The following is a 12,022-nucleotide window of genomic DNA, read 5'->3' on the forward strand; positions in this document are numbered from 1 at the left end:
GTAGCGACGCTATCCGAGGTCGATCGGGTTCACCTTCAGGTACTCCCGGACGACTACGGTCGCGTACGATCCTTTCGGCAGGGAAAAGGAGAGCGTGAGCGGATCGCTCTCGAGGTCCATATCCGTCCGAACGAGAATCGCTCGCCGGGTGCCGGTCGAGTGGAACTCGTCGGGGAGGTCGAAGTCCGCTGGCGCGAGTCCCAACTCGTCGAGTACGTCGCGTTCGATCTCCCCTTGCTCGCCGTCGGCGAGTTCGGTGTCGGTGCCGACCAGTGGTGCGGTGACGAACGCTCGGCCGCGCTCGCAGTGACGAGTGACGGAGTCGACCCGGCGCTCGTCGACGCGCTGGAGTCGGTCGGTGTCGGGTAGGACGAGTTCGTCGGGGACGTCGCTGCCGGTATCGGAAAAGCAGACCACGTCGCCCTCGACGGGCCGGTCGAACGGCAGCCCGCGCTCGAGGCGTTCGCTGAGCATCAGGTTGAACGCGTAGGACTGTGCGGCGTGGACGAACAGCCGCTGGAGGTTCGACGGGACGCGCTCGAGTGCGGCCCGGAACGTCTCCTCGTCGGGTTCACCCGAACACTCGGCGAGTTCGTGGAGCATCGAGCGTTCGTACCGTAACCGGTTGGGAAACCGCTCGAGTGCCTCCTCCCAGTCGCGAGTTTCCTCGAGAAATGCGCGGGCCTCCTGAGTCCCCTCGGGTTCGGCGTCGGCCGGGTTCCCGAGGTAGGCCATCACCGCGCCTTCCCAATCGCCGCGAGCGATCGCGAGGCCCACTTCGTGGGTGATCGGCCGTCGGCTACCGAACCGCTGCTGGCCGAAGAAGTTGGGGACGCCGATCTCTCCGTCCTCGCTCTCCCGGCCGCCGAACTCGCGTAGTTCCGCTGTAATCTCCGCGGCCGTCTCGGGCCTGTCGGGGTCGCTGACGACGAGTTCGAAGGCGTTGCCCGCGAGGTCGCCGAACTCGAGGCCACGGCCCGCCCGTCCTAGCACCTCGAGGTCGACGCCGTCTATCTCGAGGGCTGCGAGCGCGTCGGGGTCGGTACCGTCGACGGAAAATAGCTGGGTCGTGATCGCGTACTTGTCCTTGGTCCCGGCCCAGTCGACCCGTTCCCGGGAGATACCGAGTGCGTCCGAAACCCGGGCGGCGAAGTCGTTCGTGTCCCAGCCGCGAAGCGTCGCCCGAAAGACGACGTGTGGGTAGCCGCCCGTATCGGCGTCGATGGGTTCGGTGGAGAACCGCTCGAGTTCACGCACGCGGAAGTGTTCGTCGTCGGCGCGAAGACGGCCGCCGACGCCGTCGGCGTCGCTGACGTAGTGGTCCATGCCGACGGCCTGTTCCGTGGGATGTGCCGGGCGCATAGTCGTTGCCGGCGCTTTGGCCGCCGGGGATAAATCGGTTCGTTCTCGCGGGCGTTAGGCTTCGCTACTCAGGTCCGCGTCGACGCGAATCTCCGAGTCGGTGACCGTCGCGACGTTCTCGGCGGGAATCTCGAGATCGTCTTCGTTCGCGTTGCCACGTCCGAGACTCTGGAGCCACGCTTCCGTGAGGCTCGGGTCCGGATCGACGTAGGCGACCTGTTCGACGGGATCGACCTCGGTGACGATCCCGATCTGTTCGCCGCGGACGTCCATCAGGAACTTTCCTTCGTCTTCAGTCGAGAGGACTGACATAGTACCGAAAACTTCCACCGTGATTGATAAATAATTACTGCTGGCGGTGACTTCGAACGAACTGGTCGTTCGAGGGCTGATTGCCCGCTCGAGCCGCTAGAATAGCGACAGTTCGCCGGTCACGCGGTCGACGATATCCTCCTCGGCAGGGCCGACCGCGAGCGCGGTGACGGTCCCTGGCTCGAGTTGCGTGTGACCGGCGTCGCGGATCAGGGCGTTGGCGATCCCTTTGCTGTCTGCGATCTCGGAGAGTTCGTGTAGCTGGCGTTCGCTTTCCCCTTTCAGGACGACCTTCTTCTGCCCGCCCTGTTTCCATCGATCCTGCGTCCGTCTCTCGGCTTTCTCGTATGCCGATAGCGACGCGTGAGCGACCTGTGCGGCGAGTTTTCCCTGTCCCATCCCGACGTCGGTGCGAGCGACGATGGCCTGTTTCATACGCGAGTTCTCGAGGGGGATCGATAAATCGTCGGCGATCCCGGTATAGTAACAACTGAAACTGTTTGCACACCGATCGCACCGCTGTCGTGCGATCGGGTGCGCACTGACTTTCAGTGGCTACTATAGCTGGGACTCCCCGTCACGTATTTGGCTCCTGCTTGGTTAGCCGCCGACATGGACGAAACGCGTCGGTCGTTTCTCGCGACGGCCGCGATTGCAGGCGCGAGTATCGGGATCGCCGGCTGTCTCGGTGACGACGAGCCCTCGACGTCACCGGAGCCGCCGGAGCCACCCGTAGCGGGAAACCCGGACGCGGACGTGACGGTGACCGTCTACGAGGACTTCGCCTGTGGCGTCTGTCGACAGTTCAAGTTCCAGATGTTGCCGTACATACAGGAGAACTACATTGGCCCAGGACTGATCCGACTCGAGCAACGGGACTTCCCGATTCCGGTCGACGAGACCTGGTCGTGGGCCGTCGCCTCCGGTGCCCGTGCCGTCTACGAGACGGAGGGCGACCAGGCGTTCTGGGAGTTCGCCGCCGAAATCTACGGTCACTTCGACGACTACTCCTACGACGCGATCGAGACCGTCGCCGACGACCTCGGGTTCGACGGTGAGGACATTCGCGAGGCGGCCGAGAAAGAAACGTACCGTGACGCCCTCGAAACGAACCGAGAGTACGGTTCGGCCAACGGCGTCGAGGGGACACCGACGTTCTTCGTCGACGGCGAACTGGTCGAAGACGACCTCGTGAGTGCGATCGACGGCGCACTCGAGTAACGGGCTGTCGGACTATCCACTGGACTGGATCGAACCGTTTACACCCTCGCCGTTCGACTCGACGGGTATGATCCTCTCCGACGCGGACATTCTCGAACGACTCGAGGAGGGCGACCTGGTCGTCGACCCCCTCGACGATCCCGAACTACAGATCCAGCCGGCGAGCGTCGACCTGCGCCTCGGTCGCGAGTTCCTCGAGTTCCAGCGGACGAACATCTCCTGTATCCACCCAAACTCCGAGCAGGAGGTCGACGAGTACGTCACCGAGACGGTCGTCGACGATGGTGACGACTTCATCCTGCATCCGGGAGACTTCGTGCTGGGGACGACCCACGAGCGCGTCGAGATCCCGCCGGACCTGATCGCTCACGTCGAGGGACGCTCCTCGCTGGGACGGCTCGCCGTCGTCGTCCACGCGACTGCAGGACTGTGCGATCCCGGTTACCGTGGCCAGATCACCCTCGAACTCTCGAACCTCGGAACCGCGCCAGTCGCACTCACGCCCGGTATGCGAATCTCACAGCTCACGTTCACAGAGCTCAAAACACCCGCAGAACGACCCTACGGCAGCGAACGCGGCTCGAAGTATCAGGATCAGGACGGTCCACAGGCCTCGCGCATCCAGGGTGACCACGAGTTCGGTGGCGACCAACTCGAGCGCGAGGACTAAGTTACTCTTCTATCGGTTCCGTCCCTTCGGCAAACCCGGATCGAGAGACGCCGTACGCACAGAGCAATCCGAGTACGAATCCGGAGCCGATCGACTGGATCGGGCCGAGGTGGACGACGACGACGCCACCGACGAGTCCGACGAAAAAGCCCGCGCCGAAGCCGGTCGTGATCCCTGCAACGCGTCGTCGTCCCGGCGGAACGTCGGGGGTGAGGGTGACGCTGACGGCCGCCGTCGCGACCAGTCCAGCGATAGTCCCGGTGAGCAGTCCGAGGAGGAGTTCGAACTCCACGAGCGGGCCGGTGATCGCGGCCGTCGTCATTCCGAATCCGAAAAAGGCGAGGAGTCCCGAGACGAGCGCGAGCACGACTGTTCTGGCGGACATCGCTTACACCACACTGCTATCGACTCCCGTAAGTGTTGATCGGTCTCACTCCGGGGACGGTACCGACAAGTTATCCCCGAGGCGGTCGTACGGAACGGCAAATGCAATTCGTCGAGGAAATCGTCGTCGACGAGTTCCTGCCGACCGTCCGGTCGTTGCTTGCCGGCCGGCTCCGCGAGCAGGGACTCACCCAGAGCGAAGTAGCGGACGTGCTCGGCATCAGCCAGAGCGCGGTCTCGAAGTACGCCCACGGCGACGTCGCGACGAACGACCGGATCGCCGACGACGAACGTGTCGAGGCACTCGTCGACGAACTCGGCGAGGGACTCGCTGCCGGCGACATTACGCCAGTCCAGGCACTGATCGAAATCGAGGTCCTGATCCGCGAACTCGAGGGCGGCGGCGACCTGCTTGCTCAGCTTCACGAAGCGGAGGTGCCCGAACTCGCCGACCACGGCTCGAGTTTCCGGGTGCACGACCCCGAGAGCGACCTGCGGACCAGCGAGCGCGTACTCTCGTCGCTTCGGCGTGGACTTCGCATCCTCGAGAACTCGAGCGGGTTCGCGACGCTGATCCCCGCCGTCGGCTCGAACCTGGTGGCGTGTACGCCCGACGCCGAGGACGTCGACGACGTCGCCGGCGTTCCCGGCCGAATCTTCGACGTGAAAGGGCAGGCGACGGTCCCGACAGGCCCCGAGTTCGGCGTTTCCGAACACGTCGCGACAGTGTTGCTGGCCGCCCGCGCCCACGGATCGGACGCGTCGGCGGCGATCAACATCAGCTACGACCGAGACCTGCTCGCACAGCTGTCCGAGGACGGCCACGTCACCGCCGAATTCGACGAATCGGACGACGTCGCCTCGAGCGTCGCTGCAGCGATCGAAGACGAACCGGAAGCGACGGTGCTGTACCAGACCGGCGGGATGGGGATCGAACCGTTGATCTACGTCCTCGGCCCGGACGCGGAGTCGGTCGCCGATACGGTTCGATCGCTACTGTAGATGTCCGCGAGCACGAGTTCGGCGTCCGCCCAGGAGTTCTACGGCCGCTGGGCGCGTCTCTACGACCTCATCGCGCGTCGTACGCCGGGCATCCCACGCCTCCGGAGACGGGCCGCGGCAACCTGTCGACTCGAGCCCGGCGACACCGTCGTCGAGATGGGCTGTGGAACGGGTGCGAACCTGCCGTACCTGCGCGAGCAGGTCGGTCCCGGCGGTACCGTGATCGGGATCGACTTCACACGCCAGGTACTCGAGCGAGCGCGCGACCTGACGGCCGAGTACGACAACGTTCACGTCGTTCGCGGTGACGCGACGCGGCCGCCGCTCGCAGACGTGAACAGGGACGTCGACGCCCTGCTGGCGACCTTCGTCGTCGGGATGCTCGAGGACCCCGCGGGCGCGGTCGACGACTGGTGTGACCTCGTCGGTCCCGACGGTCACGTCGTCCTCGCGAACGCGGCCCGCAGCGACGAGTGGTACGCGCCGCCGGTCAACGCCGTCTTCCGGGCGATCGTCGTCCTCTCGACGCCACCGACGACGAAACTGCGCTACGAGGACCAGCCACATCTGCGACTCGACAGGAAGATCGACGGCGCTCACGCTCGCCTCCGGGAACGCTCGAGTGCGGTCGCCGACGAGACGCACGTCTTCGGCGTCGTGCGGTTAACTGGCGGTCGACTGGGTTGATACGGTTTGCTGTAACTGGTTCCCACCGATCGTCAGACCGGGATCGGCGATGGTGGGAAGTGACTACAGCAGACCGTATGAGAAGAAAAGCGAGTCGAGTCCGGACGTCAGGCCGTCGCCTCGAGGTTCTCGTACTCCGCGATCCGTTCGCGAACCTCGTCCGAGAGCGGCTCCGGCTGTCCCTCCGAATTCGTCTGGACCATGACGGTTTCGGCGGTCGCGGCGATTTCGCCGTCGGCAGTGCGAATTTCGTACTCGATCGTGCAACTGGTCGTTCCCAGGTCGGTCACCCAGAGCGTGACAGTGGGTTCGTCACCCCGCGTGAGTGGTCGTTTGTAGGAAATCTCGAGGTTCACGATGACGAAACCGGCGTCCTGCTGGCGAATCTCCATGACCTCGTCGATGTAATCGATTCGTGCGGCTTCGATGTAGCTCGCGTAGACAGCGTGGTTGACGTGATCCATCGGGTCGAGGTCGCGAAACCGGACGGGGATCTCGGTGGTGAACTTCTCATTCATTGTTCATTGTCGAAACGGAGCGGGCTAAAGAGCCCACCGGTTCGGGCAACGTTCGAGCCGGTCACTGCTGGCTGTACAGTCGGGCGTGTTCGTCGCAGAACACAGGGTCGCGTAGCTGGGCCTCGATCAGGTCCTCGTGATAGTGAGCGTTGTAGAGCCGACACGCTTCGCGGTCACAGAAGGCCTCGCCCGTCTCGAGGTAGTGGTAGGCCTGCAGGACGTAGCCTTTCAGGGCGTCGGTCGTCCGCGGATCGTCCTCGACCAGGAAGTCGCCCTCGACCTGATTCTCGAGGACCTCTCGCGGCGGTGCGTCGCCCGAGAGCAGGGCGTGGCGCTGCTTTTCCTTGTAGTACTCCTCAGGTTTGGCCGGTGCCTCGTAGAGGCCGGGCACCGATACCAGCGCGGGCTGACCCAGTACGTTCACGCGCTTGTGCCAGCGGCCATCGTGGTCGCCCCAGGTACCGATCGCTCGATCCAGCAGTGGGACGTGAAGTTTCTCGAGACCGCGTTCCTCGTCCGGCAAGGCGCTGTTCAACGCTCGCTGGACCTGAAGCCCGTCGTAGAGGACGCCACCCTCGCGGTCGGGGTTCTCGAGCGCGCGTTCCTCGTATCGGATCGTTCCGAGCATCGTGTTCCCCGTTTCGCGGTCGTACGGCGAGGTGACGCGGGCCTCGGCGAACCGTTCGGGGAGGTCGTCCGTTCGGTGTACCTCGAGAAACCGGTCTTGGACGGACACCGTGGCGTCGACGCGGCCCTCGAGCCAGTCGGCGAGTTCGTCGGTGTCGACGGGGGTCGTCGGCGCCCGGTAGAGCGTAACTCGATCGACCATGTATTCCGTAGTCGTACCACGCGGTAATGGGTTGCGGTCCTCGGGGAGGTGAACGTACAGTGGCGTTCCGCAGCGATAGCGACCGATTCCTGTCGAGGTGCCCTACGCGGAGCGATCGGTGGGTTCCGGCGTCTCCGTCAGTTCGGCCCGGTACCGGTCGGCGAGTTCGCGAACGACGAGCCTGTCCCGTGGATCGACGCCGAGAACGTGGAGCGTCAGGACGTAAGCGATCAACCCTGCAGGGATACCAGCCAGAGCGACGAACCCGCTGGAGACGCCGGCGCGTATCGTCCACATGACGGACAGCGCGACGCCGCCAGCCGCGATCGGCGTGAGGAACGTCCGATCGAACGGCCACAGTCCCTCGAACTGTCGCAGGAGAACGACTTGGATGCCGTTCTGGACCGCAATCGCGATCGAGGTGCCGAGAGCGGCACCGACGAGGCCGAACTCCACGACGAACAGGTACGTCAACGCGACGTTGAGTATCGCCAGGAGCCAGTCGAGGAGCATCCGAGCGTACTGGTGGTCCGTCATCATCAGCAGCCACCCGGTCGCGCCGACGGCACTGCCGACGAAGACGCCGCCGAGATACACGACCAGTGGAACGTACCCCTGCGTGTACGTCTGTCCGAACAGCGCGAGAAACTCCCGCCCGTACACGACGAGTACGACGAGAACGGGGACGACCGTGGTGACGATCAGCCGCGTGACTGACGTATAGATCTCGTTGAGGACGTCGATCCGGCCGTCAGCGTACAGATCCGACGCAACTGGCGGTAACAACTGGTTGAACGACCGTAGCGGAATCCACGCGATCGCGATCAACACGAGCAAAGCGTTGTAGACGCCGGCCGCGACCGTCGTCAGCAGCGCCCCCACCAGCAGCACGTCGATCCGGTTCTGGAACACTTTTCCGAGGCTACTCATCGCGACGGGGCCGGCGTGGTTGTAGAAGCGCCGGCTCTCGCTTCGAATCTCGCGCAGGGACGGGACGATTCCCGTTACATGCGCCGCAATCGGTGCAGCGAGCACCGCCAAGACAGCCGTTCCGACGACGATCGCGCCGGTGACGCCGACGACCGAGTACCCGAGCGCGAGTGCCACGCTCGCACAGACGAGCCGAACGCCCGGACGAAACAGCTTGTTGAACGCGACTTCGCCGCGGGCGGAGCCGACCGACCGGAAGATGCCGGAGACGACCGTGATGATACCGAGCAACAGCACGAGGAACCCGAAGCCGCGCATCGTCGGCACGAACGACGGGTGGTCGACGGTGAGTTCGTTGATCCGCGGGGCCAGGAGCCAGACGGCGACCCCCAGCAGGACGCCGAATCCTATCGTGGTCGCGTACGCCAGTCCCACGACCGTCGACTGGCGCCGGGGCCGTTCCGCATAGGCGGGAACGTATCGTTGCAGCGCCGGCACGCTCCCGAAGGTCACGAGTCGGACGAGTATCTGTGCGATCCGCCACGCCATCGCGTACACGCCGTACGCCGTCGGCCCGAGACCGCGTGCGAGAACGACCTCGACGGCCGTCATCAGCGCTCGCTGTCCCGAAATTCCGCCGGAGGTGACGACTGCGCCGTGAGCGATAGTCAGGAGGGCGTCCCGTTCCTCGTCCGGAATCGACTCCTCGTCCGCTCGAGTCACTATTCGTACCCGTACCACTCGATCTGAAGTTGAAAAGTCAATCGTTCCGACGGGTATCTACTTCTCGAGAAACGCCGGCCCCTCCACGGACTCCGTCTCGGCCTCCCGCCACGAGTGAGCGGGTTCCCAGTTCAGGTCCCGGCGCGCTTTCGCCGTCGAGAACGCCGACTGGTCGCCCTCGAGAGCACACTCTTCGGGCAGGTCGCCGAAGACGGCTTCGATCGTCTCCGCGGTCGGCCGACCGAGGTAGTTCTCCGCCGCCATCGCGTGGTAGGCCTCGTGGCCGTCGACGTCGGCCTCGAGCGCGGCGTCGACGATCGAGACGACGTCGCGGACGTCGACGTACGACCAGAAGTGACCGGCCGGTTCCGCCGTCGCCGGATCGAACGCCTCCGATTCGTCGGTCGCCACGTACTCACCGGGATACTGGACCCAGGACGGCCGTATCGAGACGACCGAGACGTCGTGTTTCCGAACCGTCTTCGCCGCGAGTTCCTCGCCGACGAGTTTCGACGTGCCGTACCCGTCCTCCGGTCGCATCGGATGATCCTCGTCGATCGGCAGGTAGTCGGGGAGAAACGGCTCCGCGGCGAACGGCATCCCGTAGAGGCTCTCGCTCGAGGTCCAGACCACGTCCGCGCCGGTCCGACCCGCGGCCTCGAAGACGTGGTAGGTCGTCTCGACGTTCGTCAGGAACGTCTCGGTACCGGTCCGTTCGCCCATCCGCGGAATCCCCGCAGCGTGAACCATCGCGTCCGGGTCGTGCTCGAGGACCGTCTCCCACGCCTGACCCTGGTCGGTGAGATCGGCCGCGAGAAAGGTGGCGTTCTCGCGTTCGCTGGATGGTCGCTCGAGATCGAGTCCGAGGACGTCGTGTCCCTCGTCCGCGAAGTGATCGACGATCCAGCTTCCGACACCGCCGGTCGCGCCGGTGACGACGAGTTTCATACCCAACGGCTGTCGCGGGCCGGCGAAAACAGTGTGGGTTTCGGTGAGGGGACGAGGGTTACTCGGCGCCGGTAGTTTCCCCCGAGTTGCCTACGTCGCCGGAACTGCTCGAGTCGTTCGACCCTCTCGGTTCGTCCAGCTCTTCTGTCAACTCCTCGAGGTCGAGGTCGGCGGTCGCACCGAGGAACCACCAGCTACAGAGTGTGGCGACGAGAAATCCGCTTGCGAACAGAAACTCACCGCCACCGAGCACGAACGGTGAAACCATCGCGGCGAGACCGACGAGAGTTCCGAGAGTGGCCAGAAGCAACGAGACGAGTCGCCGGAAGAAGTGGTTTAGCTCCCGTCGAACGGCGATTCGGACGGCAGTCACGTCGCGGTCGTCTTCCATACGTCAACCACCGACGGGAGGTCTATCAATTCGGTGATCGACGAATCCATCAGTCTCGTTCGCGTGCGGGTCCCACCAGCACGGGATGTGAAATCTCGTCGGCAGAAGGTTTATTCTCCCGACGGAGAAACAGGATGGTCATCGACGGTGCCACTCGAGGCTATCACTTCAGAGTCAGTAGTGACGATCGCGGTGCTCGTCGCGATCGGCGTCGGGACCTACTTCCGGATCGTCGTGGAGTTCGAGCAGCTACATGCGCTCAGCAGTTCTGACGATTCGACGTCGACGCCGCCGAAGACCAATTGTCCGTCCTGTGGCTCCCGGACGACCGACGACGGAACCTGTGATTACTGTGGCGAGTCGCTCGCCGAGGATCCGGCCGATCACGACTCGAGCGATCGGACCCAGACCGAAAGCGGCTGGAGCGACGAGACTGGCTGGTCGTAGCGTCGTCGCGAAAGTCGGAGAACTCGTTCGTACGCGGTCAGTCGTCGGCCGGTGCCGCACGCGACGTGATGTCGACGGGTTCGGCGTCGACCTCGAGCTCGTCGAGTGCTTCCTGTGCGGCGCGCTTGCCGGAGACGAGCATGGCACCGAAGGTCGGACCCATGCGCGGCAGGCCGTAGGTCGTCGCGGTGGCCATCCCGGTGGCGATCAGGCCGTCGTGGACGAGCCCGGTGTGTTCGACGACGGCGTCCTCGCTCTTGCCGACCCACATGGAGTCGTGGCCGGGCGAGTCGTGACCGGGCGCACCGTACTGATCGTCGCCGGTCTGGTCCATTCCTGTCGCGGAGGCTTCGGCGTCGCCGATACCGGGTGCGTCGAGGACGCCGCGCTCGTCGAGTTTCTTGACGGCCATCGCGTCGTGACCCGTCGCGTCGATGACGAGGTCGGCCTCGACCGCGATCGGGTCGACGCAGGTGATCTCGCGGGGCAGCGCGTGGACCGGCGTCCAGTTCATCACGATCCCCGAGACCTTGTGGTCCTCGCGGATGACGATGTCCGTGAACTCGGTCATGTTCTGCATCTTCGCGCCCGCGTCACAGGCAGCTTTGATGAGCCCGGAACAGGCCTCCGGACCGTTGGCGACGTACAGCCCTTCGCTGTCCTCGGACTGTTTGTAGGAGACCTCGAGTTCCTCGAGGATGTTCTGGGCCGGATCACGTACCGTCACCTTGTTCATCAGGAATCCGCCGAGCCAGAAGCCGCCGCCGAGGTAGTTGTTCTTCTCGACGACCATCGTCTTCACGCCGCGCTCTGCGAGTTCCTTCGCGGCGGTCAGCCCCGAGGGGCCACCGCCGACGATGATGACGTCTGAGTCCGAGAAGTCCATGAACTCCTCGGTCCACTCCTGGCCGATTGCACGCGTTACGTCCGCCTCGCCCACCTGACTGAACTGGTCGAAGTCGCTCATACAACTAGGTGGTATACTCGAGTGGTGAAAAGTCTGTCGCGACGTTCAGACGTGACTGAACGATCGTGCCAGCGTAACCCACGGACTGGTGAGCAGCGAGTCGAGCTATGAAATCGGACTTCGGTAGTCTGCAGAGAGAAAAGCGATGAAGCGGTTACTCGGTAACGACGACCGTCCCTGCCATCGTTCCGGGTTCGAAGTGCGGTTCGCAGATGTAGACGTACCGGCCCGGGACCTCGAAGGTGTATTCGAACGTCTCCCGTGGACCGATTCGGCCGCCGCGATAGCCGTGCCAGGCGTCTCGAGCGGTTTCCTCGTCGTCGTAGCCGCCGCTTGCGAAGTACTCAGCCTCTTCGGGGATGCCGTCCTCGAGCGCCGTCACCGTGTGGTCGGCGCTGCTCGTGTTCTTCCAGACGACGGTTTCGCCGACGCTGGCCTCGTACTCCTCGGGATCGAACGCGTTGCGAGACATACCGATCTGGTACTCCTCGCCGTCGAACGCACTGAGAACTGACGTACAGCCCGCGATCGTCGCCGAAACGCCGGTTCCGACGGCGGCGAGGTAGACGCGCCGGTTCATACCGGACGGTTAGGCGAGTGGGGGTATAACCAGCCCGGTTCGGGAGTCCGG

16 protein-coding genes are annotated in these 12,022 nt (G+C 64.5%); 5 read left to right on the top strand and 11 right to left on the bottom strand.

Annotated features, from left to right (window positions below; all coding sequences use genetic code 11):
- Positions 1–9: 9 nt before the first annotated feature.
- The 3 genes from truD to pth2 all read right to left on the bottom strand — a co-directional run bounded on the left by truD (position 10) and on the right by pth2 (position 2,109).
- On the bottom strand, positions 10–1,362 hold the full coding sequence (gene truD / locus BLR35_RS03785) for a tRNA pseudouridine(13) synthase TruD (RefSeq protein ID WP_090377597.1): 1,353 nt from the start codon (positions 1,360–1,362) through the stop codon (positions 10–12).
- A 54-nt stretch (positions 1,363–1,416) separates the two neighbouring features.
- On the bottom strand, positions 1,417–1,674 hold the full coding sequence (locus BLR35_RS03790) for a hypothetical protein (RefSeq protein ID WP_090377600.1): 258 nt from the start codon (positions 1,672–1,674) through the stop codon (positions 1,417–1,419).
- Positions 1,675–1,770: 96 nt separating this feature from the next.
- Positions 1,771–2,109, bottom strand: coding sequence for a peptidyl-tRNA hydrolase Pth2 (gene pth2, locus BLR35_RS03795; RefSeq protein ID WP_090377603.1), 339 nt, complete (start codon positions 2,107–2,109; stop codon positions 1,771–1,773).
- Between the two features lie 177 nt (positions 2,110–2,286).
- Here pth2 and BLR35_RS03800 point away from each other — a divergent pair, with 177 nt between their 5' ends.
- Positions 2,287–2,895 carry a DsbA family protein gene (locus tag BLR35_RS03800; protein ID WP_090377606.1) on the top strand — a complete coding sequence of 203 codons (609 nt, stop codon included), beginning with the start codon at positions 2,287–2,289 and terminating at the stop codon, positions 2,893–2,895.
- A 67-nt stretch (positions 2,896–2,962) separates the two neighbouring features.
- The gene (dcd, locus tag BLR35_RS03805; RefSeq protein ID WP_090379639.1) at positions 2,963–3,565 is read left to right on the top strand and encodes a dCTP deaminase; all 603 of its coding nucleotides are present in this window, start codon (positions 2,963–2,965) and stop codon (positions 3,563–3,565) included.
- 1 nt (position 3,566) lies between these two features.
- Here dcd and BLR35_RS03810 read toward each other — a convergent pair whose 3' ends face one another.
- Complete coding sequence (locus tag BLR35_RS03810) at positions 3,567–3,950, bottom strand: DUF8147 domain-containing protein (RefSeq protein ID WP_090377609.1); 384 nt, start codon at positions 3,948–3,950, stop codon at positions 3,567–3,569.
- 101 nt (positions 3,951–4,051) lie between these two features.
- Between BLR35_RS03810 and BLR35_RS03815 the strand changes: the two genes are divergently transcribed.
- Positions 4,052–4,951, top strand: a complete 900-nt coding sequence (locus BLR35_RS03815; RefSeq protein WP_090377612.1) for a thiamine-phosphate synthase family protein — start codon at positions 4,052–4,054, stop codon at positions 4,949–4,951.
- A complete protein-coding gene (locus BLR35_RS03820) occupies positions 4,952–5,638 on the top strand; it encodes a class I SAM-dependent methyltransferase (protein ID WP_090377615.1) in 687 nt (228 codons plus the stop codon).
- Between the two features lie 107 nt (positions 5,639–5,745).
- On the opposite strand, the gene BLR35_RS03825 is transcribed toward BLR35_RS03820, so the two are convergent.
- From BLR35_RS03825 to BLR35_RS03845, 5 genes are all read right to left on the bottom strand, one after another.
- On the bottom strand, positions 5,746–6,156 hold the full coding sequence (locus BLR35_RS03825) for an acyl-CoA thioesterase (RefSeq protein ID WP_090377618.1): 411 nt from the start codon (positions 6,154–6,156) through the stop codon (positions 5,746–5,748).
- 61 nt (positions 6,157–6,217) lie between these two features.
- Positions 6,218–6,985, bottom strand: a complete 768-nt coding sequence (locus BLR35_RS03830) for a DUF7001 family protein (RefSeq protein WP_090377620.1) — start codon at positions 6,983–6,985, stop codon at positions 6,218–6,220.
- A 102-nt stretch (positions 6,986–7,087) separates the two neighbouring features.
- Positions 7,088–8,638: a lipopolysaccharide biosynthesis protein gene (locus BLR35_RS03835; protein WP_244510180.1), complete on the bottom strand. Its 1,551-nt coding sequence runs from the start codon at positions 8,636–8,638 to the stop codon at positions 7,088–7,090.
- A gap of 57 nt (positions 8,639–8,695) precedes the next feature.
- Positions 8,696–9,586, bottom strand: coding sequence for an NAD-dependent epimerase/dehydratase family protein (locus BLR35_RS03840; RefSeq protein WP_090377623.1), 891 nt, complete (start codon positions 9,584–9,586; stop codon positions 8,696–8,698).
- 58 nt (positions 9,587–9,644) lie between these two features.
- Positions 9,645–9,977: a hypothetical protein gene (locus tag BLR35_RS03845; RefSeq protein ID WP_090377626.1), complete on the bottom strand. Its 333-nt coding sequence runs from the start codon at positions 9,975–9,977 to the stop codon at positions 9,645–9,647.
- Between the two features lie 147 nt (positions 9,978–10,124).
- Here BLR35_RS03845 and BLR35_RS03850 point away from each other — a divergent pair, with 147 nt between their 5' ends.
- On the top strand, positions 10,125–10,424 hold the full coding sequence (locus tag BLR35_RS03850) for a hypothetical protein (RefSeq protein WP_090377629.1): 300 nt from the start codon (positions 10,125–10,127) through the stop codon (positions 10,422–10,424).
- A gap of 37 nt (positions 10,425–10,461) precedes the next feature.
- Here the strand turns inward: BLR35_RS03850 and BLR35_RS03855 are convergent, their stop codons facing one another.
- Both BLR35_RS03855 and BLR35_RS03860 read right to left on the bottom strand, forming a co-directional pair.
- Complete coding sequence (locus tag BLR35_RS03855) at positions 10,462–11,391, bottom strand: sulfide-dependent adenosine diphosphate thiazole synthase (protein ID WP_090377632.1); 930 nt, start codon at positions 11,389–11,391, stop codon at positions 10,462–10,464.
- 154 nt (positions 11,392–11,545) lie between these two features.
- Positions 11,546–11,971, bottom strand: a complete 426-nt coding sequence (locus BLR35_RS03860; RefSeq protein WP_090377635.1) for a cupredoxin domain-containing protein — start codon at positions 11,969–11,971, stop codon at positions 11,546–11,548.
- Between the last annotated feature and the right edge of the window lie 51 nt (positions 11,972–12,022).

It is taken from the genome of Natronobacterium texcoconense (genome assembly GCF_900104065.1).
In the GTDB taxonomy this organism is placed as follows: domain Archaea; phylum Halobacteriota; class Halobacteria; order Halobacteriales; family Natrialbaceae; genus Natronobacterium; species Natronobacterium texcoconense.

Excerpts from the sequence above, each read along its gene's own strand:
- truD (WP_090377597.1), bottom strand. The coding sequence starts at position 1,362 with ATGCGCCCGGCACATCCCACGGAACAGGCCGTCGGCATGGACCACTAC.
- BLR35_RS03790 (WP_090377600.1), bottom strand. The coding sequence starts at position 1,674 with ATGTCAGTCCTCTCGACTGAAGACGAAGGAAAGTTCCTGATGGACGTC.
- pth2 (WP_090377603.1), bottom strand. The coding sequence starts at position 2,109 with ATGAAACAGGCCATCGTCGCTCGCACCGACGTCGGGATGGGACAGGGA.
- BLR35_RS03800 (WP_090377606.1), top strand. The coding sequence starts at position 2,287 with ATGGACGAAACGCGTCGGTCGTTTCTCGCGACGGCCGCGATTGCAGGC.
- dcd (WP_090379639.1), top strand. The coding sequence starts at position 2,963 with ATGATCCTCTCCGACGCGGACATTCTCGAACGACTCGAGGAGGGCGAC.
- BLR35_RS03810 (WP_090377609.1), bottom strand. The coding sequence starts at position 3,950 with ATGTCCGCCAGAACAGTCGTGCTCGCGCTCGTCTCGGGACTCCTCGCC.
- BLR35_RS03815 (WP_090377612.1), top strand. The coding sequence starts at position 4,052 with ATGCAATTCGTCGAGGAAATCGTCGTCGACGAGTTCCTGCCGACCGTC.
- BLR35_RS03820 (WP_090377615.1), top strand. The coding sequence starts at position 4,952 with ATGTCCGCGAGCACGAGTTCGGCGTCCGCCCAGGAGTTCTACGGCCGC.
- BLR35_RS03825 (WP_090377618.1), bottom strand. The coding sequence starts at position 6,156 with ATGAATGAGAAGTTCACCACCGAGATCCCCGTCCGGTTTCGCGACCTC.
- BLR35_RS03830 (WP_090377620.1), bottom strand. The coding sequence starts at position 6,985 with ATGGTCGATCGAGTTACGCTCTACCGGGCGCCGACGACCCCCGTCGAC.
- BLR35_RS03840 (WP_090377623.1), bottom strand. The coding sequence starts at position 9,586 with ATGAAACTCGTCGTCACCGGCGCGACCGGCGGTGTCGGAAGCTGGATC.
- BLR35_RS03845 (WP_090377626.1), bottom strand. The coding sequence starts at position 9,977 with ATGGAAGACGACCGCGACGTGACTGCCGTCCGAATCGCCGTTCGACGG.
- BLR35_RS03855 (WP_090377632.1), bottom strand. The coding sequence starts at position 11,391 with ATGAGCGACTTCGACCAGTTCAGTCAGGTGGGCGAGGCGGACGTAACG.
- BLR35_RS03860 (WP_090377635.1), bottom strand. The coding sequence starts at position 11,971 with ATGAACCGGCGCGTCTACCTCGCCGCCGTCGGAACCGGCGTTTCGGCG.